The 22,531-nt window shown below is 35.2% G+C and carries 24 protein-coding genes and 1 pseudogene; 17 read left to right on the plus strand and 8 right to left on the minus strand.

Annotated features, from left to right (window positions below):
* Positions 1-12 precede the first annotated feature (12 nt).
* Complete coding sequence (locus tag AC5SR4_RS12575) at positions 13-894, plus strand: DUF808 domain-containing protein (RefSeq protein WP_495356603.1); 882 nt, start codon at positions 13-15, stop codon at positions 892-894.
* Between the two features lie 44 nt (positions 895-938).
* Here AC5SR4_RS12575 and lptB read toward each other — a convergent pair whose 3' ends face one another.
* The 4 genes from lptB to AC5SR4_RS12595 form a co-directional block, all read right to left on the minus strand.
* A complete protein-coding gene (lptB, locus tag AC5SR4_RS12580; protein WP_495356605.1) occupies positions 939-1,679 on the minus strand; it encodes an LPS export ABC transporter ATP-binding protein in 741 nt (246 codons plus the stop codon).
* Between the two features lie 66 nt (positions 1,680-1,745).
* Positions 1,746-2,093 (minus strand): carboxymuconolactone decarboxylase family protein, encoded by a 348-nt coding sequence (locus AC5SR4_RS12585; RefSeq protein ID WP_495356606.1) that lies wholly within the window; start codon positions 2,091-2,093, stop codon positions 1,746-1,748.
* An 18-nt stretch (positions 2,094-2,111) separates the two neighbouring features.
* Complete coding sequence (tatC, locus tag AC5SR4_RS12590) at positions 2,112-2,945, minus strand: twin-arginine translocase subunit TatC (RefSeq protein ID WP_495356608.1); 834 nt, start codon at positions 2,943-2,945, stop codon at positions 2,112-2,114.
* The gene (locus AC5SR4_RS12595) at positions 2,945-3,910 is read right to left on the minus strand and encodes a KpsF/GutQ family sugar-phosphate isomerase (protein WP_495356610.1); all 966 of its coding nucleotides are present in this window, start codon (positions 3,908-3,910) and stop codon (positions 2,945-2,947) included. The genes tatC and AC5SR4_RS12595 overlap by 1 nt, the downstream gene beginning before the upstream one ends.
* Positions 3,911-4,108: 198 nt before the next feature.
* On the opposite strand from AC5SR4_RS12595, the gene AC5SR4_RS12600 reads away from it, so the two are divergent.
* From AC5SR4_RS12600 to AC5SR4_RS12615, 4 genes are all read left to right on the plus strand, one after another.
* Entirely contained in the window at positions 4,109-6,310 is a 2,202-nt protein-coding gene (locus AC5SR4_RS12600) for a RecQ family ATP-dependent DNA helicase (RefSeq protein ID WP_495356611.1), read from the plus strand.
* 100 nt (positions 6,311-6,410) lie between these two features.
* Positions 6,411-7,343, plus strand: a complete 933-nt coding sequence (locus AC5SR4_RS12605) for a peptidylprolyl isomerase (RefSeq protein ID WP_495356613.1) — start codon at positions 6,411-6,413, stop codon at positions 7,341-7,343.
* Positions 7,344-7,364: 21 nt separating this feature from the next.
* Positions 7,365-7,910: a YfiT family bacillithiol transferase gene (locus AC5SR4_RS12610; RefSeq protein ID WP_495356614.1), complete on the plus strand. Its 546-nt coding sequence runs from the start codon at positions 7,365-7,367 to the stop codon at positions 7,908-7,910.
* Positions 7,911-7,920: 10 nt separating this feature from the next.
* Positions 7,921-8,406: a GNAT family N-acetyltransferase gene (locus AC5SR4_RS12615; protein WP_495356616.1), complete on the plus strand. Its 486-nt coding sequence runs from the start codon at positions 7,921-7,923 to the stop codon at positions 8,404-8,406.
* Here AC5SR4_RS12615 and AC5SR4_RS12620 read toward each other — a convergent pair.
* Positions 8,403-8,960, minus strand: coding sequence for a thioredoxin family protein (locus AC5SR4_RS12620; RefSeq protein WP_495356617.1), 558 nt, complete (start codon positions 8,958-8,960; stop codon positions 8,403-8,405). The genes AC5SR4_RS12615 and AC5SR4_RS12620 overlap by 4 nt on opposite strands.
* A 97-nt stretch (positions 8,961-9,057) precedes the next feature.
* Here AC5SR4_RS12620 and AC5SR4_RS12625 point away from each other — a divergent pair, with 97 nt between their 5' ends.
* On the plus strand, positions 9,058-9,393 hold the full coding sequence (locus tag AC5SR4_RS12625) for a tRNA-binding protein (protein WP_495356619.1): 336 nt from the start codon (positions 9,058-9,060) through the stop codon (positions 9,391-9,393).
* Positions 9,394-9,446: 53 nt separating this feature from the next.
* Here the strand turns inward: AC5SR4_RS12625 and AC5SR4_RS12630 are convergent, their stop codons facing one another.
* Positions 9,447-9,830, minus strand: a complete 384-nt coding sequence (locus tag AC5SR4_RS12630; protein ID WP_495356621.1) for a PUR family DNA/RNA-binding protein — start codon at positions 9,828-9,830, stop codon at positions 9,447-9,449.
* Between the two features lie 223 nt (positions 9,831-10,053).
* Positions 10,054-11,810 (minus strand): annotated as a pseudogene (locus AC5SR4_RS12635) (ABC transporter ATP-binding protein).
* 226 nt (positions 11,811-12,036) lie between these two features.
* Between AC5SR4_RS12635 and nusB the strand changes: the two are divergent.
* The 8 genes from nusB (at position 12,037) to AC5SR4_RS12675 (ending at position 17,715) form a co-directional block, all read left to right on the plus strand.
* Positions 12,037-12,981, plus strand: a complete 945-nt coding sequence (gene nusB, locus AC5SR4_RS12640) for a transcription antitermination factor NusB (protein ID WP_495356623.1) — start codon at positions 12,037-12,039, stop codon at positions 12,979-12,981.
* Positions 12,982-13,063: 82 nt separating this feature from the next.
* Entirely contained in the window at positions 13,064-13,528 is a 465-nt protein-coding gene (locus tag AC5SR4_RS12645) for a DUF1573 domain-containing protein (RefSeq protein WP_495356625.1), read from the plus strand.
* Between the two features lie 38 nt (positions 13,529-13,566).
* Entirely contained in the window at positions 13,567-13,857 is a 291-nt protein-coding gene (gene yajC, locus AC5SR4_RS12650; protein ID WP_495356627.1) for a preprotein translocase subunit YajC, read from the plus strand.
* 383 nt (positions 13,858-14,240) lie between these two features.
* Complete coding sequence (locus AC5SR4_RS12655) at positions 14,241-14,678, plus strand: GNAT family N-acetyltransferase (protein WP_495356629.1); 438 nt, start codon at positions 14,241-14,243, stop codon at positions 14,676-14,678.
* A gap of 38 nt (positions 14,679-14,716) precedes the next feature.
* Positions 14,717-14,908 carry a hypothetical protein gene (locus AC5SR4_RS12660; RefSeq protein WP_495356631.1) on the plus strand — a complete coding sequence of 64 codons (192 nt, stop codon included), beginning with the start codon at positions 14,717-14,719 and terminating at the stop codon, positions 14,906-14,908.
* Positions 14,909-14,923: 15 nt separating this feature from the next.
* Positions 14,924-15,730: a pyrroline-5-carboxylate reductase gene (proC, locus tag AC5SR4_RS12665; protein WP_495356632.1), complete on the plus strand. Its 807-nt coding sequence runs from the start codon at positions 14,924-14,926 to the stop codon at positions 15,728-15,730.
* A 1-nt stretch (position 15,731) separates the two neighbouring features.
* Positions 15,732-16,502, plus strand: coding sequence for a glutamate 5-kinase (gene proB, locus AC5SR4_RS12670; protein ID WP_495356634.1), 771 nt, complete (start codon positions 15,732-15,734; stop codon positions 16,500-16,502).
* Between the two features lie 13 nt (positions 16,503-16,515).
* Entirely contained in the window at positions 16,516-17,715 is a 1,200-nt protein-coding gene (locus AC5SR4_RS12675; protein ID WP_495356636.1) for a glutamate-5-semialdehyde dehydrogenase, read from the plus strand.
* Between the two features lie 11 nt (positions 17,716-17,726).
* Here AC5SR4_RS12675 and pepT read toward each other — a convergent pair whose 3' ends face one another.
* Positions 17,727-18,968, minus strand: coding sequence for a peptidase T (pepT, locus tag AC5SR4_RS12680; protein WP_495356638.1), 1,242 nt, complete (start codon positions 18,966-18,968; stop codon positions 17,727-17,729).
* 158 nt (positions 18,969-19,126) lie between these two features.
* On the opposite strand from pepT, the gene AC5SR4_RS12685 reads away from it, so the two are divergent.
* From AC5SR4_RS12685 to AC5SR4_RS12695, 3 genes are all read left to right on the plus strand, one after another.
* Entirely contained in the window at positions 19,127-20,167 is a 1,041-nt protein-coding gene (locus AC5SR4_RS12685; protein WP_495356640.1) for a quinone-dependent dihydroorotate dehydrogenase, read from the plus strand.
* 56 nt (positions 20,168-20,223) lie between these two features.
* Positions 20,224-21,087 (plus strand): hydroxymethylglutaryl-CoA lyase, encoded by an 864-nt coding sequence (locus tag AC5SR4_RS12690; RefSeq protein WP_495356642.1) that lies wholly within the window; start codon positions 20,224-20,226, stop codon positions 21,085-21,087.
* A 171-nt stretch (positions 21,088-21,258) separates the two neighbouring features.
* Complete coding sequence (locus AC5SR4_RS12695) at positions 21,259-22,416, plus strand: porin (protein ID WP_495356644.1); 1,158 nt, start codon at positions 21,259-21,261, stop codon at positions 22,414-22,416.
* The last annotated feature ends 115 nt before the right edge of the window (positions 22,417-22,531 follow it).

A 22,531-nucleotide genomic window follows, 5' to 3' on the forward strand; every position in this document is an offset into this window, starting at 1 on the left:
ACCTATTAACATATGGCTTCAGGATTTTTTGCATTATTGGATGATATTGCATCACTTATGGATGATGTAGTTGTTATGAGTAAAATAACTACTAAAAAAACTGCTGGCATTTTAGGGGATGATTTAGCTGTAAATGCAGAAAAAGCTACTGGTTTTGTGTCCTCACGTGAAATACCAGTATTGTGGGCCATAACAAAAGGTTCTTTTATTAACAAGCTCATTATTTTACCCATTGCGTTTTTACTGAGTGCTTTTTTACCTATTGCTGTTACCATACTATTGGTTTTAGGTGGTGTATATTTAGCTTTTGAGGGTGCTGAGAAAATATATGAGTTTTTTGTGCCCCAAAAGCATGGTGAAGTGGACCCTGTTGAGGCTGTTACGGATACGGAAGCTATTTTGGAGGTTGAGAAACAGAAAATTAAATCGGCCATATTTACGGATTTCATTCTGTCTATAGAAATTGTTATCATTGCTTTAGGCACTGTTATTGGAAACCCTATTTTGTTTCAAATATTGGTGGTCTCTATTGTTGCGATTATTGCCACTATTGGGGTATATGGTATTGTGGCGCTAATTGTGCGGATGGATGATATGGGGTATAAACTTATTAAGAGAAGTGGTGATAAGAATGGTTTGTTTAAAACTATAGGCCATTTTTTAGTGCGAGCACTTCCTTGGGTCATTAAAGGCTTGTCTATTTTGGGTACTATTGCTTTGATTTTGGTTGCTGGTGGTATTTTTGTTCACAACATTGGTTTTTTGCATCATTTTTTAGATGTCCTACCGGCCCTGTTGCAAGAGTTTTTGGTGGGGCTGCTGGTTGGTTTTTTAGCCTTGTTGGTTTTTGAAGGGGGCAAGCGGTTGTTTAATATATTGCTTACCCAAAGCTAATAACTAGTAACTAATGCTTAGACTGTGACTATGACGGCCACAAATTAGTCTCTTATTTTCTTTTTACGAAGCTCGAAATTTTGTCCAAGATATACTTTACGTACCATATCGTCGTTTGCCAGTTCTTCGGGTTCTCCAGCCTTTAAAATGCTTCCTTCAAACATTAAATAGGTTCTATCTGTAATGGCTAGGGTTTCTTGAACGTTATGGTCGGTAATTAGGATACCGATGTTTTTTTTGGTAAGCTGTGCAACAATGCGCTGAATGTCTTCTACGGCAACGGGGTCTACTCCTGCAAATGGTTCATCCAATAGGATAAAACTTGGGTCGGTTGCCAGTGCACGAGCAATTTCGGTACGTCTTCTTTCACCTCCTGATAGTAAGTCTCCTCTGTTTTTACGAATATGCCCCAAACCAAACTCTTCGATGAGCGATTCCATTTTATGGTGCTGCTCTTTTTTGCTAAGCTTGGTAAGTTGCAATACACTTAGAATATTGTCTTCAATACTCAATTTTCTAAATACAGATGCTTCTTGTGCCAAATAACCAATACCGTTTTGTGCCCGTTTGTACATGGGGTATTTGGTAATTTCGGTGTTGTCTAAAAAAATATGACCACCATTAGGTTTTATTAATCCAACAATCATATAAAATGATGTTGTTTTTCCAGCACCGTTGGGTCCTAAAAGTCCAACAATTTCTCCTTGTTCAACTTGTAAAGACACATCCTTTACAACTTTTCGTCCACTATAGGACTTCATTAAGTTTTGGGCTTTTAAAATCATATTTTATTTACTAAACGGTAAAAATAGTAAATTCATATACACTATTGTAGCAGATTTATATTTTGTTTAACCTTGTTGTTCTAGAGCATCCCAAAATTCGTAGGCTTTACGCAAATGTGGAATTACTATGGTACCACCTACCAATGTGGCAATACTTAAGGCTTCTACCACTTCATCTTTTGTAAGCCCCAGTTTGTGACTGGTTTCCATGTGGTATTTAATGCAATCGTCGCAACGCAATACCGTAGAGGCGACCAAGCCCAAAAGTTCTTTAGTCTTAACATCTAGAGCTCCTTTGGCATAAGCATTGGTATCTAGATTGAAGATACGCTTTATAACTTTATTGTTATCAGCCAATATTTTCTCATTCATTCTAGAACGGTAGTCGTTAAATTGGGTAACTAAATCGGACATCTATTAATTGTTTATTACTTATTGTTTACTAAGGGCTTTAGACTGTTGTCTTTTTTGATTTTTAACTACTATTTTGGATATGTAGATACTAACTTGATAGAGTATTAATATTGGTATGGCCACGATAACTTGACTGGCAATATCTGGGGGTGTGATGATGGCCGAGAGTATCAATACGATTACCAATGCATACTTTCTGTATTTTTTGAGAAATTCTGGTGTAACCAATCCTATTTTTGTTAGGAAATAAATAACTATGGGCAACTCGAAAATTAAACCAGAGGCTAAAACAGACGATCGTACCAAGCCAATAAAAGAACTGATGTCTATTTGATTGTCTACTTTGGAAGAAATGCTATAATTGGCCAAGAAATTGATTGATAACGGTGTTATAATGTAGTACCCAAATAAAGCACCTAAAAAGAATAATGTTGAGCAAATTACAATGAACCCCCTAGAGTGTTTACGCTCATTTTCGTGAAGTCCTGGGCTTATGAATTTCCACAGCTGATAAATAACATATGGGAAAGAGATTATAAACCCTCCCAGAATGGCTGTCCAGATATCTGCAGAGAATTGTCCTGCCATAGTTCTGTTTTGTAGTATGAGTGGTATTTTATCATTACAAAAAGATGTGTCTACCCCAACAAGTTTTCCCATGCTGCACAAGAACTCATAGGTTGGGAAATTCATATTGAGGGGTGCAAAAATAATATCGTCAAAAACAAATCGACTAAAGATAAATACCAGTGATGCTGTTATAATTACAGCCAGGCATATTCTAATTAAGTGCCACCGTAGATCTTCTAGATGGTCTAAAAAAGACATCTCATTAATATTCTTTTTTGCCATTAGATAATACCTTCTTTTATTAAATCATGTAAATGTACAACACCTGCATAATTGCCGTGTTCTTCAACCAGTAATTGGGAAATATCATTGGCTTCCATAATCTCAAGTGCATCTATTGCCATTTTATTGGCATTAATACGTTTAGGATTGCTACTCATAATATCCTTTGCGGTCAATGTGGTGAAATCTTCTACTTTGGTCAACATTCTACGTAAGTCGCCATCTGTAATGATACCAATAATTTTATTGTTTTCAATTACTGCGGTAACTCCTAGCATTTTTTCTGTAATTTCAATGATGACATCCTTAATGCTGGTGTTGGCAGTTACTTTTGGTTTTTGGTTTACTGAAGAGATATCTTGAACCCGTAAATATAGTTTTTTACCTAAGGCGCCTCCAGGGTGGTATTTGGCAAAATCGTTACTTGAAAAACCACGTAATTCCAGTAGGCAAACGGCTAGAGCATCTCCAATTACCAATTGGGCGGTTGTACTAGTTGTAGGTGCTAGGTTGTTAGGGCAAACTTCTTTTTCAACATAGGCGTTTAATATATAATCGGCATGTTGCCCCAAAAAGGATTCTTTATTGCCCGTAATGGCTATCATTTTGTTTTTGGCTCTCTTAATAAGCGGGACAAGCACTTTAATTTCTGGTGTGTTTCCACTTTTAGATATGCATATAACTACATCGTCTTTAAGGATTAACCCTAAATCGCCATGAATGGCATCGGCAGCGTGCATAAAAATAGCAGGTGTTCCAGTAGAATTTAATGTAGCCACTATTTTATTGGCTATAATGGCACTTTTACCAATGCCCGTAATGATAACACGCCCCTTGGCGTTAAAAATGAGCTCTACTGCTTTAGCAAAATCACTGTCTACAAGACTGGCTAAATTTAAAATAGCCTTACTTTCCGTTTCTATGGTTTGCTTGGCTAAATCAATAATTGAATTATTACGATTCAAAATTTATCATTTTTTTTGGTTGATGCTTTTAAAGAAATTATTATCTTTAAAGTAAATCAAAATTATTGTAATTTCGATTTTCGTTACAAAACTAACGAAAAAACACGAGGGTTCTCTCAATACATTATTAAATTAGTTTATAGGACTTTTTATAGATATAATGTATTTTTATTTAGTTTAATAAATCTTAAAAGATTCATGTTAATAGCAAAAAGTGATATACAATCTGCACTTAAAAAGTATTTTGGATTTAGCAAATTTAAAGGTCTTCAAGAAGATGTTGTAGAAAGTATTTTATCAGGAAATCATACGTTCGTTATTATGCCTACAGGTGGTGGAAAATCACTTTGTTATCAATTACCAGCTTTAATGCAAGAAGGAACGGCCATTGTTGTGTCGCCTTTAATAGCTTTAATGAAAAATCAAGTAGATGCCATACGGGGTGTTTCTAATGAAGAAGGCGTAGCGCATGTATTAAACTCTTCATTAAACAAAACAGAAGTAAAGCGTGTAAAGGAAGACATTGTAAATGGTGTTACCAAGCTATTGTATGTGGCGCCAGAATCATTAACCAAGGAAGAGCATGTAGAGTTTTTACGGTCGGTAAAAATATCTTTCATGGCTATTGACGAGGCACACTGTATTAGCGAATGGGGCCATGATTTTAGGCCAGAGTATCGAAATTTAAAACACATTATAAGCCGGATAGGGGATGCTATTCCCATTATTGGACTTACGGCTACTGCCACACCAAAAGTACAGGAAGATATTATAAAAAATTTAGGTATAAGTGGTGCCAAAACATTTAAAGCCTCTTTTAACCGTGCTAACTTGTATTACGAAGTACGCCCAAAAACAAAGAATGTTGATGCTGATATTATTCGTTTTATTAAACAGAAACCTGGTAAATCGGGTATTGTATATTGTTTAAGTAGAAAACGTGTGGAAGAGTTGGCTCAAGTATTGCAGGTAAATGGCATCAAAGCAGTGCCTTATCATGCGGGTTTGGATGCCAAGTCTAGGTCTAGTTACCAAGATCAGTTTTTAATGGAAGATGTAGATGTGGTGGTTGCTACTATAGCTTTTGGTATGGGAATCGATAAACCCGATGTTAGGTTTGTTATTCATCATGATATTCCTAAAAGTATTGAGAGTTACTACCAAGAAACGGGTAGGGCAGGGCGTGATGGTGGTGAAGGCCATTGTTTGGCTTTTTACGCTTACAAAGATATTGAAAAGCTAGAGAAATTTATGTCTGGTAAGCCTGTTGCAGAACAAGAAATTGGACAGGCCTTGTTGCAAGAGGTTGTAGCCTTTGCTGAAACTTCTATTTCTAGGCGCAAGTTTATTTTACATTATTTTGGTGAGGAATTTGACAATGAAACGGGTGAAGGTGGTGATATGGATGACAATGTTAGACATCCCAAAAAGAAACACGAAGCTAAAGATGATGTTAAATTGTTATTGGAAACTATAGCTAATACTAACGAAAAGTACAAGTCTAAAGATTTAGTGTGCGTGATTACAGGTAAGGAGAATGCTCTAATTAATTCCCATAAAACCAACGAGCAGGCCTTTTTTGGTAAAGGCAAGGACAAAGACAAGAAGTATTGGATGGCATTGTTAAGACAGGTTTTGGTTGCTGGGTATTTAAGAAAAGATATTGAGACCTATGGGGTTATTAAATTGGTTGATAAGGGCCGTGACTTTATAAAGAACCCAGAATCTTTTATGATGACTGAAGACCATGTTTTTGATAGTGAAGAAGATGGTACTATTGTAACGGCAACAAAAGCAGGTGGCGCCGTAGCAGATGAACGACTAATGAACATGCTTAAGGATTTACGCAAAAGAAATGCTAAGAAATTAGGCGTGCCACCATTTGTTATTTTTCAAGATCCTTCTTTAGAAGATATGGCACTAAAATATCCTATTACTATGGCAGAACTTGCTAATGTGCATGGTGTTGGCGATGGTAAGGCCAAGAAATATGGAAAAGATTTTATAGCGCTTATTGCACAATATGTTGAAGAGCATGATATTATCCGTCCAGATGACTTGGTAGTGAAATCTACTGGTACCAATTCAACTAATAAATTGTACATTATTCAAAATATAGACAGAAAATTGCCTTTAGATGACATTGCTTCGTCAAAAGGTATGGCCATGGATGAATTTATTAAAGAAATGGAGGCCATTGTTTATTCGGGTACTAAATTGAATATTGATTATTGGATTGATGAGATATTAGACGAAGATCAGCAAGAAGAGATCCACGATTATTTTATGGAATCTACAACCGATAGTATTGCAACTGCTATAGAGGAATTTGATGGCGACTATGATGATGAGGAACTTCGTTTGTACCGTATTAAGTTTATTAGCGAGGTGGCAAATTAGGTTTAGAGGTTAAGGCGCGCTATAATGTAATTCTTTAATTTTTTAATTCCTCAATCTTAAATCATTCCTTATCTTTGCACTTTCTTATAAAAATAGAACCATGCAAGACGGATTATACGCAAAATTCAATACAACTAAGGGCACCATTGTTGTTGCTCTAGAATACAAAAAGACCCCAGGTACTGTGGGTAACTTTGTAGCTTTGGCAGAAGGCAACCTTGAAAATAAAATTAAGCCACAAGGAACTCCTTACTACAATGGATTGAAGTTCCATAGAGTAATTCCAGATTTCATGATACAGGGTGGTTGCCCACAAGGCACAGGTTCTGGTAACCCGGGTTATCAGTTTGATGATGAGTTTCATCCTGATTTAAAACATGATGGCCCAGGTGTGTTGTCTATGGCCAATGCTGGTCCTGGCACCAATGGTAGTCAATTTTTCATTACCCATGTAGAAACGCCCTGGTTGGATAATAACCATACGGTTTTTGGCAAAGTTGTACAGGGACAAGATGTTGTTGATGCCATAACCCAAGGGGATGCTATTGAAACTTTAGAGATTGAGCGTGTAGGTGAAGATGCTAAAGCATATAATGCCATTGAAGCCTTTAGAACATTTGAAGGGTCTAGAGAAAAGAGATTGGCTGAAACCAAAAAGGCTGCTGAAGCTGAGTTGGATAAACTAGCTGCTGGTTTTAAAAAGACAGCAAGTGGTTTACGTTACCAAATTATTCAAGAAGGTAATGGGGCCAAGGCAGAAAAGGGTAAAAATGTATCGGTACATTACAAAGGTCAATTGGCAGATGGTACTGTTTTCGATTCATCATACAAGCGTAACCAACCGATTGATTTCCCTGTTGGGGTTGGTCAAGTGATTTCTGGTTGGGACGAAGGTATCCAATTATTAAAAGTAGGCGATAAAGCGCGATTTGTTATTCCTAGTCATTTGGGTTATGGCAGTAGAGGTGCAGGTGGTGTTATACCACCAGATGCTACTTTAATTTTTGATGTTGAGTTAATGAAGGTTGGTTAACTATAGCGTATCTTTGTTTTTATGACAGAGATAGAATTACAAAAACTTCGATATCCTATTGGATTATTTGATTGTCCTAAACATATTTCTTCTGAAACAATTGAAGGTTGGATATCTATTTTAGAACATTTTCCAAACCGTTTGGAACATCTTGTAAAAGATTTATCTGAAGCACAGTTAGATACTAGATATAGACCGAATGGTTGGACAGTTAGGCAAGTTGTACATCATGTATCGGATAGCCATCATCACAGTTATACACGTTTTAAATGGACCTTAACTGAAGATACACCCGTTATAAAAGCTTATTATGAGGATAGGTGGGCTGAAATATTCGATTCTAAAACCGCACCCATTGCCATGTCGTTATTTCACTTAAAAGCTATACATAACAAATTGGTATATTTACTTAAAGGGTTATCTGAAACCGATTTTGATAAAAGTTTTATTCATCCAGAAACCAATAAAGAAATTACCTTAAAAGCACTTGTTGGTACGTATGCTTGGCATAGTAACCACCACTATGCACATATTGAAAATTTGCTTAAAAGAAACCAATGGATCTAACCCATTTGCTATGATTAGACCTGTACATATTGATGATGCTGAAGCGCTTTTAAACATTTATAATTATTATGTACTCCATACGGTTGTGACTTTTGACATTGAACCTTTGTCTTTAGACACCTTTAAAGAAAAACTGATTTATATTAATAGTACCTTTCCTTTTATTGTTTTTGAGGAAAACAATGAGATTTTGGGTTATGCCTATGGCAGTAAATTTAGACCCAAACCAGCCTATAATTTTACGGTTGAATCTACGGTTTATGTTAAGGACGGAGTACATGGCAGACAAATAGGCACCCAGTTATATGAGGCATTGATTGGGTTGTTAAAAAAGGACAACTACCATGTGATTATGGGTGTTTTAACAATGCCCAATGCTGCTAGTGAAAAGCTTCATGAGAAATTTGGGTTTGAATTGGTTGGACGCTTTAAAGAAGTTGGTTTTAAGTTTGATACTTGGTTAGACGTCGGTTTTTGGCAATTAAACCTTCGTTAGTTTTTCCATTTTATGTTGCAGCCAATGCTTGGTTTTTGTGTGGTTGTATTTTCTTTATGCTCAATTAAACAATTTAATGCATGCCTTAAATCTTTTCCAGTAACAGGTATGTTATTACCGGGTCTAGAATCGTCTAATTGCCCTCTATAGGTTAACTTCAAATCATTGTCAAACACATAAATGTCTGGTGTACAAGCCGCATCGTATGCTTTTGCTACATCTTGGCTTTCATCATATAGATAAGGGAAAGGATAGTTTTCAGATTTGGCATGCTGCTTCATTTTATCAGGGCCATCCTGCGGATACTTAGTGGCGTCGTTACTAGAAATAGCTACAAATCCAACACCTTTGTTTTGATAAGCTTTTGCAATGTTAACAAGTTCACTGTTAATATGAATAACAAACGGGCAATGGTTGCAAATAAACATGACTACAGTACCGTTTTCTCCTTTCAGGTTTTCTAAACTCATTACTTGATCGCTAACGGTATCTGGCAATTGAAAAAAAGGGGCTTTGGTGCCCAGAGGAATCATATTAGAAGGGGTATTGGCCATTTTTATGTTTTAAAGTTTGTAAAGTTATAAGTAATTTAAGTACCTAAAGATATACGAATCTAATTCCAAAGTTCGTAATAATTTATATTTTTGAAAAATGAATGCACTAATAACTTTTGAGGATTTTACTAAAGTGGACATGCGTATAGGTACCATTATTGAAGTTAATGATTTCCCTGAAGCAAGAAACCCTGCTTACCAATTAACCATTGATTTTGGTGCATTGGGGATAAAAAAATCTTCTGCACAAATAACAACTCTTTATAAGAAAGCAGATTTGTTGAACAAGCAAATTGTAGCTGTAATAAACTTTCCCAAAAAACAAATAGCCAAGTTTATGAGCGAATGTTTGGTGCTGGGAGCGGTAGATGGTAATGGAGTAATACTTTTAAACCCAGAAAATAGGGTTGAAAATGGTAGTGCCGTAAATTAAAAAAACCGTTAAACGAATAGCCTAACGGTTTTTGTAAAATTTTTAAACAAGCATTAAATATCATCAAAGTCAACATCAGTGAAACTTTCTGGTGATGTATTTGAACTTTCATCTTCTTTGGTTACTACTTCATACTCTTTTTTGAAGTCTTTTTGATGGCGTTCGCTAATAACTTCGTCTCCTTTTTCTTGAATAATAAAATCTGTCATTTCAGCCAAAATATCCTTAAACTCAGCAAAGTCTTCTTTGTAAATGTATATTTTGTGCTTTTTGTAATGGAAAGATCCGTCGTCGTTAGTGAACTTTTTACTTTCGGTAATCGTTAGGTAATAATCTTCTGCTTTTGTAGCTCTAACATCAAAAAAATATGTGCGTCTTCCTGCTCTTAATACTTTAGAAAAAATCTCCTCTTTCTCCATCATGCCGTTATTATTCATAATTTTATAGAAATTTATTTAGTTATCATTTTATACCAAAAATCTAAAAAAAACCGATACTAACCAACATTTTATGAAATTTCTTTTTTAAAACTAGTGATTTGTTGCGTTTTATGAAATTTAGGCAGCGGTTTTTTTGTTTTTTCTTAGAGGTACATTTTTAAGTTTAACTGCAATACTGTACCTTATTATAAATAGGATATAGAAATTACTTTATATGTGTTTAATTATTACTGGTTTCGCTTAGTTGTTTTAAATAAAGGTGTTTATAGTAGCCCTCTACATTAATTAGGGTATCGTGTGTGCCTTCCTGTACTATTTTACCATCATCTAAAATAATAATTTTATGGGCATTTTTTGCAGAAGATACACGATGACTTACTATTATGGATGTTCTTCCTTTGGTAAGCTTGTTTAAGTTTTTAAGTATTTTTTCTTCGGTTTCGGTATCTACTGCAGATAGGCAATCATCAAAAAGCAATATTTTAGGCGATTTAATAATGGCCCGTGCTATAGATACCCGTTGTTTTTGTCCACCAGATAAGGTAATACCGCGTTCACCCAAAATGGTATCATAGCCATTGTTGAATTTTATAATATTTTTATGTACATGGGCATTTTTTGCCGCTTCAATAACATCAGCATCGCTGGCACTGTTGTCGCCAAACTTAATGTTGTTTTTTATAGTATCTGAAAACAAAAAGGCGTCTTGTGGCACATACCCTATGCTGTTTCTTAAGTCATTTAGGTTAAGCGCTTTTATGGGAGTGCCCCCTATAGCTATACTACCTTGGTCTATATCATATAGCCTTCCAATTAAATCTAGAATGGTAGATTTCCCAGACCCAGTTTTTCCAAGAATTGCAAGTGTTTCACCTTCTTTTATATGGAAAGAAACACCTTTTAAAGCTTCAATATTAGTGTCGTCATAAGTAAAATGTACATTGTTAAAAGTAATGTCACCAGTAATTTTAGAAGGTGTTGTAACCGTATTTTTTATTTCAGGTTCCTGTTTTAAAAACTCGTTAATGCGTTTTTGTGAAGCTTCGGCCTGTTGTACTATTGAAGTTACCCAGCCCACTGTAGCTACAGGCCAAGTAAGCATGTTTACATAAATAATAAATTCGGCAATGGTACCTAAACTTTCAATTTCGCCATTTATATACTGCATACCCCCAATATAGATTACCAGTAAATTGCTAACGCCTATAAGAAGGATCATGGTGGGAAAAAGCAGGCTTGTACCCTTGTTAGATTTATATGTTTATCTCTACTTTCGGTAGCTAGATCTTCAAAACTTTGTGATATTTGGGGTTCAATACCATAAGCTTTAATAACTGAAATGCCACTAAAGGATTCTTGGGTGTAGGTTGATAGTTTTGATAAATATTCCTGTACAATGGTACTACGCTTATGTATTTCCCTGCTTAACTTATATATAACAACCGATAAGATTGGTAAGGGTATAATGGTATATAAAGCCAGTTTGGGAGCTTGGTTGAACATGTAAATCAACGCAATAACAAACAAGGTAATGGTATTGATGCTGTACATAATGGCAGGGCCAACATACATACGTACTTTCCCAACATCTTCACTAATACGATTCATTAAATCACCCGTCCTGTTTTTTTTGTAGAAATTCAATGAAAGCCTTTGGTATTGTTCATAGACCTCATTTTTTAAATCGAATTCAATATAGCGAGATACGTTAATAATGTATTGTCGCATAAAAAATGTAAGGATGCCAGCAATTATTGCGGCTCCAATGATATAGAGTATAATTTCAATAAGCTCGCTTTTTATGGCAGCTTCGGTGCCTCCATCTTTTATATAGTTCTCAACAACCACAAAAATTTGCCTAACATAACGTGGGGTATAGAGCAAAAAAATTCTAGCTACTATGGTAATTATAATCCCAATTAAAAGCTGTGACTTATATTTATAGAAATACTTGTTTAAATGTTGTAATTCTCTCATTAAAACGTTTGGTGCAATTAAATGCTTAATAATAATTTAAGGAAACAAATATAAAGGATTAAAAGAATATAAAGCAGTAATGTACATAAGCTATTTGTTAAATATAGCTTAAATGTTTACAATATAATAAATCAAAAATATGAAGGTATTTTTTAAAATAGTTATATTTTTGCCACTCCAAAACTATTAATATCTTGGATGTTTTAAATTTAAGTTCATTGTAATTATGCTAAGCAGAAGACATATTCGTATAAAAGTTATGCAAACGCTTTATGCCTTTAAAGGAGGAGAAAGTGACGATTTTAGTAAGGATCAAAAATTTTTACTGTTTAGTATAGACAATATGTACAACTTGTACCTTTTGCTTTTATCTCTATTACTGGAAGTTAAAAAACGTGCTGAAAGCGATTTAGAAAAGAAACAAAAGAAGCATTTGGCGACTACGGAGGATAAGAACCCCAATCGCAAGTTTGTAAATAATCAAGTTTTAAAACTTTTAAGCGACAATTTACAATTAAAGAATCAACTAGAAACTAACAAAATTAAGAATTGGGAGTTAGACGATGAATATGTTGATGTTGTATTTAAAGCCATTATTTCAAGTGATCTTTATCGTGATTACATGAAAACCAGAGTTTCTGATTTTAAAGAAGATAAGACATTTATTATAGATGTTTTTAAGGAAATCATTGCGCCAAACAACAAGATTTATGATTATTTTGAAGACAAGCATTTAACTTGGTTGGATGATCTACCAACAGTAAATACAACTGTTTTAAAGCTTTTAAGAAAGGTTAAGCCAACTTTACCCGAGAACTATTTTACCCCCAAATTATACAAGGATTCTGAAGATAAAAATTATGCCGTAGACCTTTTTAAAAAAACGCTTTTAAATCGGGCATCCATCAATAAGGAAATTGAGCAAAAAACAAAGAATTGGGACTCAGAACGCATTGCAGATGTAGACTATGTGCTTTTACAAATGGCCATTTGTGAGTTAAAGAACTTCCCATCTATACCAGTAAAAGTAACTATAAATGAGTATTTAGAGATCGCCAAAGAATATTCTACACCTAAAAGCAGTGTATTTATAAATGGTATATTAGATAAGTTAGTAAAGGAATATGAAGTAGCGGGAACCTTGAATAAAGCAGGTAGAGGATTAATCTAAATTTGTGTTAAGAGTCAACAAAAATTTTTAATCGTTTAAATAATTCCTATTTTTACCAAGTTAATACTAAAACAACATTATAATGAAAAAAATAATATTAGGATTAAGTGCATTGTGCCTGTTAGCTTTTACATCTTGTAAAGAAAATGCAGCTAAGAAAATTGAAGAGGCCAATGTAGCGGCAGCGGCGGAGAGAGATGCCAGCGCTTCTAAATTTCCTGTAATAGAGTTTGATAAAACCGAATATGATTTTGGTGAGATAGAAAAAGGAACTTCGGTAGAAACGACATTTACATATAAAAATGTTGGAGACGCTCCTTTAGTAATAACAGATATTAAAAGCTCTTGTGGGTGTACTGTACCACAAGATTGGAGCAGAGAGCCATTAGCTCCTGGCGATTCAGGAAATTTTTCAGTAAAATATAACGGTAGTGGTGCCAATAAAATTTCAAAGACCATTACTGTAACAGCCAATACAGAAAAAGGCTCTGAAATAGTAAAAATTACAGCGTTTGTTAAACCAGATCCTAACGCTACAACTAATTAATAATCAAGCTGAAAATTCAGCATACTAAATAAATAATAATGGGAGAAGGCGGATTCGGTTCATTTTTACCGTTCATACTAATGTTTGTGGTTGTGTATTTCTTTATGATTGCCCCACAAATGAAACGTGCAAAAAAAGAAAAAAAGTTTAATGCAGAATTAAAACGTGGCGATAAGGTTATTACCAAAAGCGGTATGCATGGTAAAATTTTAGAGCTAAACGACAAAGACGGTAGTTGCGTTATAGAAACGATGTCTGGTAAAATTAAATTTGAGCGCTCATCCATATCAATGGAACTAAGTGCTAAATTAAATGCACCAGCAAAATAACACATAATATTATGTTGTAAAAAAGAGCTTCCTTTTAGGAGGCTTTTTTTATGCTTAAACAAGTGGTAAAAAGTATTATACTTATATTAACAGGGTTTATTTGTAATTAGCCTGTGGTTTTAGTAAATTTGCAGCATGAGAAAAGGGATCCATGAGTCACAAAATTATAGAATATTCAATTTTAACTTTCTAGTTTTTAGAAATCAATCGGATAAATTCATTCCTCCAGCATTTTAATTCCCAAGAGCAATTTAAGAGAAGTTACCTTTATAATGTACCTCAAAACCTTTAGTTTTTAAAGTACATTTTTTTCTTTTCATTTTTCACAAAACACACAGCCCACGCCTTTAGTTAATGTTTGGGTTCAATAACTATTACTATTTATGAATATTAAAACCTTTGATGCTTATTCAAGGTTGTCTTTTTTTGAGATAAACCGCCTCGCTCATTTTCTCCATGAGCATTCAGGAGAGTTTAGAGATAGCAAAAGCGCTATTAGAAAATCTTTGTTGTATGCCACAAAAGAAATTTCAGGGCTTGGAGGGTTTGTGTTTGTTGTTGAAAAACAAAATGAGATTTTAGGAGCATTGGTCATTAATAAAACGGGTATGAATGAGTACATACCAGAGAATATTTTGGTGTATTTGGCGGTCAATAAGAAACATAGAGATAATGGTATTGCCAAAAAACTAATTGATTATGCTATTAGGTATTGTAAAGGAGACATCGCATTGTACATAAACAAAGAAAACCCAGTGTTGCACTTGTTTGAAAAAAGCGGATTTAAATCCAGAAATATAGAGATGCGTTTAACACGCTAACATATAAAATTTATAAAAACACAAATTAATTTAAACAGATGAAAATTTTAAGAGTAAAAAGAAAAACAGTATACGAAAAAAGGTATACTATAAAAATGGGGGAATTAACTACCCGAGTCACGTACATAAAAAAGCACTTATTTGGATGGCCTATAAAAACCATACATAAGTACAGACAGACTTATTATGGTGAGGTAAAGGATTGTGACGATTGTTTACTGTTTATTTAAACTAAAAAAAGAAGAATGAAAGTATTAGTAATAGGTGCAGGAAACATGGGACTTACCTATGCCGAAGGAATGTCTAAGTCAAAGTTGCTTAAAAAGAAGAACATAATGGTTTTAGACAATTCAGAAGAAAAACTTGAGGCGCTCAATAAAATATCACATTTTGATGCCTTTAGTGAATTAAAAGATTGTGTACCACAAGCCGATATTATTTTTATTGCGGTAAAACCTTATCATGCTGAAAGCTTATTGAGTACCATAAAACCGATGGTAAATGACGGCCAAATTATTATATCAATAATGGCGGGAGTAACTATCAGCTCTATGAAAGCTTTAACAGGTTTAACAAAAGTGGTGCGGGCTATGCCAAACTTACCGGCAAAAATAGGGAAAGGGCTAACCTCTTTTGTTGCATCTAGTGAAGTTACAAAAATAGAATTGTTAACTGTAGAGAGTTTGTTGGATACTACAGGAAAATCCATTCAAGTAAGCAATGAAAAGCTCATAGATGCTTCAACGGGAATTTCTGGTAGTGGACCAGCCTATGTATTTTATTTTATGCAAAGCATGATGGAAGCAGCATTACAAATGGGCTTCACAAAAAACGATTCTACTGTTTTAGTTAGCCAAACATTTACAGGCGCTATAGAACTTTTTAACCAATCAAACTTATCACCTAATTCTTGGATGGACCGTGTAGCATCAAAAGGAGGCACTACACGCGCCGCATTAGACTCCATGGAGGATAATAATGTAAATGAATTAATAAAGGAAGCTGCATTTGCTGCTTTTAATCGTGCAATAGAATTAGGAAAAGAACACTAATATGTATAAAGAAAGAATAGTCATTAAAGTTGGGACTAATGTAATGACTAATAGAGACAACAAAATTGTTAGACCCGTATTAAAAGAATTAGTAAGACAGATTGCCGAACTTTATGAAAGAGATATCATGACCCTGCTAGTGTCATCAGGTTCTGTGATAGCAGGAAAAGAAGTGTTAGGTAAATCCAAAATAAAAAATAAAACCCAAAAACGCCAAGTATATTCTGCAATAGGACAACCCAGAATGATGCGTTTGTATTACAATATATTTCACGATTATGGTATGAAATGTGCGCAGGTACTTCCAACAAAAAGAGATTTTAGTCCGGGGGTACACCGCCAAAATATGATCAATTGTTGTGAAGGATTGCTTTCTGAAGGCGTCATTCCAATAGCCAATGAAGATGATGCTGTATCGGTAACCATGTCTATGTTTTCCGATAATGATGAATTGGCCAGTTTAATTGCACAATTAATAAATGCCGATAAACTTATTATTTTAACAGATATTGATGGGGTTTTTACAGGACATCCAGAATCTGAAAGTAGTGATTTAATATCCTATATAGAACCCGATGATAATCTAGATAAATACATAAAAGATAGTAATAAAAATGAAGGCGAAGGCCGTGGTGGTATGGGTTCTAAATTAGATTATGCACAACAAGCCGCTTCACAAAACATTCCTACATACATTGCCAATGGGAAGAAAAAAAATACCATAATAGATATAATTGAAGGCAAAAATATAGGAACCAAAGTGGCATTTTAAAAGAAGAAAGAACATGAAATTAATTTTAACAGATATAAAAAACCTTGTGTTATCGAGTATGATAGAATTATTAAACGATAACCATGAGGCCCTGTTAGAAGCCAATAAAAAAGATTTAGAGGCTTTTAACAAAGAAGATCAAGCTATGTACGACCGCTTAATAATAAATGATAAGAAAATAGACGGTATGGTACAAGCCATTAAAGAAGTACAGGCCCAAGATGACCCAGTAAACCAAGTAATTACAGATATAACCTTAGATAGCGGTTTACAAATAACAAATAAAACGGCACCGTTTGGTACGATTATGATTATTTATGAATCGCGCCCCGATGTTACTATCGAGGCGGCAGCCCTTGCTTTTAAGACTAACAATAAAATCTTGCTAAAAGGCGGGAAAGAAGCTTATAATAGCAATAAACTACTGGTTAGTTTTTGGCACAAAGCCTTGCAGGAAAATGGGTTGAGTGAAAGCTATATACAATTGCTTAACATGAACAGAAAAGAAACCCAGGCATTTCTTAAAAACCCCACAGAACCTTTAGATTTAATAGTACCAAGAGGGGGTGAGCAGTTAATTGCTTTTGTAAAAGAACATGCCAACTGTGCTGTACTTATTAGTGGTAGGGGCAATAATTTTTTATATGTAGATAAGGATACAAACTGGAAACAGGCTTTAGAGGTTATACTTAATGCAAAGACTGCTAAAATATCGGCATGTAATGCTCTTGATAAAATATTAATAAACAAAAACGTGCCCGATTACCAAGCCAAATTGCAAGAGCTTAATGCGGTACTTAATGCCCGTGGCGTTAAAGTATTGGTAGACAAGCCTACCTATACCATTCTAAAAGATGAAACCTTAATTAAGCATGATGAGGTGTGGTATGAAGAGTTTTTGGCCATGAAGTGCTGTATTGGAGCTGTAGATGATTTTGAAGAGGCCATAAGTAAAATAAATGAGTATTCAGGAGGGCATTCGGCGTCTATTATGACTACTAATGATGCTACTGCACATACTTTTATGGAGCAAGTAGATTGTGCCGCTGTATATAAAAATGCATCTACTAGATTTACAGATGGAGGCGCTATGGGCGTAGGAGCCGAGCTAGCTATAAGTACAGATAAATTACACCATCGGGGCCCACTAGGCCTTAATCAACTTGTTACCAATAAATATTACGTATATGGCGAAGGCCATATACGTAATTAATAAGTGGTTGGTTAATTATTTTGTAAAGCTGTTAATTCGGCAATCTTGCAAATAACCTCAGTGGCTTTAATCATGCTTTCAACGGGTACATATTCATAACGTCCGTGAAAGTTATGGCCACCTGCAAAAATATTAGGGCAAGGAAGCCCCATGTAGCTTAGTTGCGACCCGTCTGTGCCACCACGTATGGCCTTAATAATGGGCTCTATACCCAACTGTTTCATAGCTTCTTCAGCAATATCCACAATGTGCATTACGGGTTCAACCTTTTCTTTCATATTATAGTATTGGTCTTTTATTTCAGTATGGATAACCTCCCATCCATATTGCGAGTTAAGCTCTTTGGTAAGCTTTTCCATAACTTCCTTACGAGCTTCAAAATGTCCGCGGTCATGGTCACGAATAATATACTCAAGCACGGTTTCTTCAACCTCCCCATTTATAGAGCATAAATGGAAGAAGCCTTCATAACCGCTGGTATGTTCGGGTGTTTCTAGTCGAGGTAAAGAATTAATAAATTCTTGGGCTATGTACATGGAGTTTATCATTTTGCCTTTGGCACTCCCTGGGTGTACACTTTTGCCTTTTACTTTAACAACAGCACCAGCAGCATTAAAATTCTCATATTCCAACTCCCCAACTTGGCTACCATCCATAGTATAGGCCCAATCTGCACCAAATTTTCCAACATCAAATTTATGGGCACCGCGGCCTATTTCTTCATCGGGCGTAAAGCCAACACGTATTTTGCCATGCTTTATTTCTGGATGCTTTATTAAGTATTCCATAGCCGACACAATTTCACAAACACCCGCTTTATCATCGGCCCCTAATAGGGTACTGCCATCGGTTGTAATTAAAGTTTGCCCCTTGTATAATAGAAGGTCTTCAAAGTAATCAGGAGACAAAACAATATCTTCAGCTTCATTTAAAACAATGTCTTTTCCATTATATGCTTCTATAATTTGCGGTTTTACATTGGCACCCGTATAATCTGGAGTTGTATCAAAATGTGAAATAAACCCTATAGTTGGTACATCGTGTGCTACATTGCTTGGAAGGGTAGCCATAACATAGGCATGCTTATCAATGGTAACATCTTCCATACCAATAGCTTTTAGCTCTTCTACAAGCTTGTTTGCTAAATCCCATTGTTTTTCAGTACTGGGTGTGGTATTGGATTTAGGATCAGATTCTGTATCAATGGTTACGTAACTTATAAACCGTTTAATGATATGTTCTTTTGAAATCATCTTTAAAAATGTTTTTACAATAATTATAGTGAATATTTAAGTGTTTAATAGCTTGCAATGGAAATACCATTACAGGCTTAAAAATACGATTATTAATTTTTTTGGCTTTTGAATTGGTTGATTTTTTATTTCGAAGTATTTTTGCATAAATAATACTGATGTACAAAATACTACTTCGCCCTTTGTTTTTTCTTTTTGATCCTGAAAAGATTCATCATTTTACATTTTCGCTCATAAAAATAACTTCCAAGATTCCTGGCCTTTCCATGTTATTTAGAAATATGTACAGTGTAAATGATAAACGTTTGGAGCGACACGTGTTTGGACTCACCTTTAAAAACCCTGTGGGATTGGCAGCAGGGTTTGATAAAAATGCACTCCTTTATAATGAACTGGCTAACTTTGGGTTTGGTTTTATAGAAATAGGAACAGTAACTCCCAAAGGGCAATCGGGAAACCCAAAAAAGCGTTTATTCCGCTTAAAAAGCGACCAAGGGATTATTAACCGAATGGGTTTTAATAACGAAGGGGTAGAAGCTGCCATTTTGCAATTAAAGAAAAACAAGGGCAGACTTATAATAGGAGGTAACATTGGAAAAAATACGGGTACCAAACCAGAGGATTATACTAAAGATTATCTAGAGTGCTTTAATGCCCTGCACCCCTATGTAGATTATTTTGTGCTGAACGTTAGTTGTCCTAATGTAGATAGTCATGCAAAATTGAACGATAGAGATTATTTAGAAGAATTGATAAGTGCCATACAAAAGGCTAATCAATCCTTTAAAAAGTCAAGACCCATCCTTTTAAAAATAGCCCCCGACTTAAACAATACCCAATTAGATGAGATTGTAGAGCTTGTTGAATCTACCCATTTAGATGGCGTAATAGCCAGTAATACATCTACAGATAGAACAGGCCTTAAAGCCACAGAAGCGCAGTTGGAAGCTATAGGACATGGGGGATTGAGTGGCCAACCAATAAAGGATAAAAGTACCAGGGTTATAAAATATTTAGCAGATAAAAGCAACAAAGCCTTTCCTATAATAGGTGTAGGTGGCATACATTCGGCCAGTGATGCCCTGGAGAAAATTGATGCCGGAGCCGATTTGGTACAGATATACACGGGGTTTATTTATCAAGGTCCGGGTTTGGTAAAAGCCATCAATAAAGCGATACTTGAAAAACAACAACTTTAACCATCTTAGCTTTTAAAATTATAGTATTTTTATCATCCTGTAATTTAAAGTAGCGCATGTTAAACCCAGTAAAGATTATAGAATGTCCGCGCGACGCGATGCAAGGTATAAAAAGCTTTATTCCAACAGCTAAAAAGGTGCAATATATACAATCGTTATTGCGTGTTGGGTTTGATACGATAGACTTTGGCAGTTTTGTATCGCCTAAAGCCATTCCTCAAATGGTAGATACCGCAGCAGTTTTATCAGGATTGGATTTAAGCACGACTACTAGTAAATTATTGGCCATTATAGCCAATACACGTGGTGCTAAAGATGCCTGCAAGCATCCCGAAATAGATTATTTAGGGTATCCGTTCTCTATTTCTGAAAATTTCCAAATGCGTAATACCCACAAAACCATTGCGCAATCGGTGGTGGTGCTCTCTGAAATTCTGGAAATAGCCAATGCATCCAACAAAGAAGTGGTTGTATATATTTCCATGGGATTTGGTAACCCATATGGCGACCCGTGGAATGTGGAGATTGTAGGGGAGTGGACTGAAAAGTTGAGCCATATGGGCGTAAAAATCTTATCATTAAGTGATACGGTTGGAACTTCTAACGCTGAGAATATCAATTATCTATTTTCCAATTTAATACCATTATATCCCAACATAGAATTTGGGGCACATCTACATACAACGCCATCCACATGGTTTGAAAAAGTAGATGCTGCTTATCGTGCAGGCTGTAAGCGTTTTGATGGTGCCATTCAAGGGTTTGGTGGTTGCCCTATGGCCAAGGACGAATTAACCGGTAATATGCCTACCGAAAAACTACTTTCATATTTTACTTCAAACAAAAACAACACCTTAAATGCACTAAGTTTTGAGAGTGCTTATAATGAGGCCTCTAAGATTTTTAATGTCTACCATTAATTTTAACATTTTTAAGTTGTTGTAATACAGTAACTTACATTTGTGTTAATACTTTATTTAAAATTAATCTTAATAAACTTTGTGTAATTGATTATCTGTTTTAAATTTGCGGCTTTAAACAAATAGTTATTTGTAATAAGTCTAAATAAACACAATCAATTAAATTCAGCAATGAAAAAAATCACCTTAATTTTAGCAATTTTTACTGTAGCATTGTCAAATGCACAAACATCACCAGATTCACTTAGTATGAATCCGCAAACCCAAATTAATGCCGCACAGCGTATTTTAACAGGAAACATTAACACCGGAGTAACCGTTGGGGGATATGGTGAAATGGTATACTATCAACCAGAGGGCGATAACGGAAAGTTAGATGTACACCGTTTAGTAATGCTTTTTGGATATAAATTTAACGATAAAGTTCAGTTTGTTACAGAGATTGAATTTGAGCATGTAAAAGAAGTCTATATTGAGCAAGCTTTTTTACAGTATAGCTTAAGTGATAATGTAAATTTACGAGGTGGTTTAATGTTGGTGCCTATGGGTATAGTAAACGAATACCACGAGCCTACAACGTTTAACGGTGTAGCTAGGCCAAGCTCTGATAATGCTATTGTACCATCTACCTGGAGAGAGTTGGGTGTTGGTGTTTCTGGGCGTTTTAACGAGGCGTCATTGCGCTATCAAGCTTATATTTTTAATGGATTTAAATCTGTTAACGGTACTAAGTATTTAGGCGGCAGTAGCGGTCTTCGTAACGGAAGACAAAAAGGAGCAGAGTCTACCATTAATACCCCAAACCTTTCCGCTAAGTTAGATTACTATGGTTTACCTGGATTACGTTTAGGTTTGGCGGGCTATGTAGGGCGTACCCAAGCGGAAGATGATGTAGATGATATTGAAGGTGCCGATGTAGGTGTTTCAATGGTTGGTTTAGATGCACGTTATGCATTTCAACGTTTTACAGCACGTGGCCAGTTTATATATGCCAGTTTAAAAGATACCGAAGCTTACAACACATTATATGGTGCCGATTTGGGTAGCAGTTTGCAAGGTTGGTATGTAGAAGGCGCATACAATTTATTGCCACTTAAAAGCAAACAACAATTATTTGCATTTGCTAGATATGAAGATTTTGACACGCATGCCTCAGTAGATGGAAGCTTGTCTAGAAATGATGCTTATAATAGAGATGAGTGGACTCTAGGTTTAAGTTATAAAGTAGCCCCAGGAGCTGTTATTAAAGGCGATTATCAAATTAAAAACAACGCCTCGGATAACGATATCCCTAACCAATTGAATTTTGGAATAGGCGTTTGGTTCTAAAAGCACCAAAGGTGTTTTAGGTACTTAAAAGTAGAATATTAAGTACTGGATGTTATATAATATAAACCAAAAGCTAAAACAATTAATTTTTGTTTTAGCTTTTGGTATATTAATT

Source organism: Aestuariibaculum scopimerae (genome assembly GCF_059428085.1).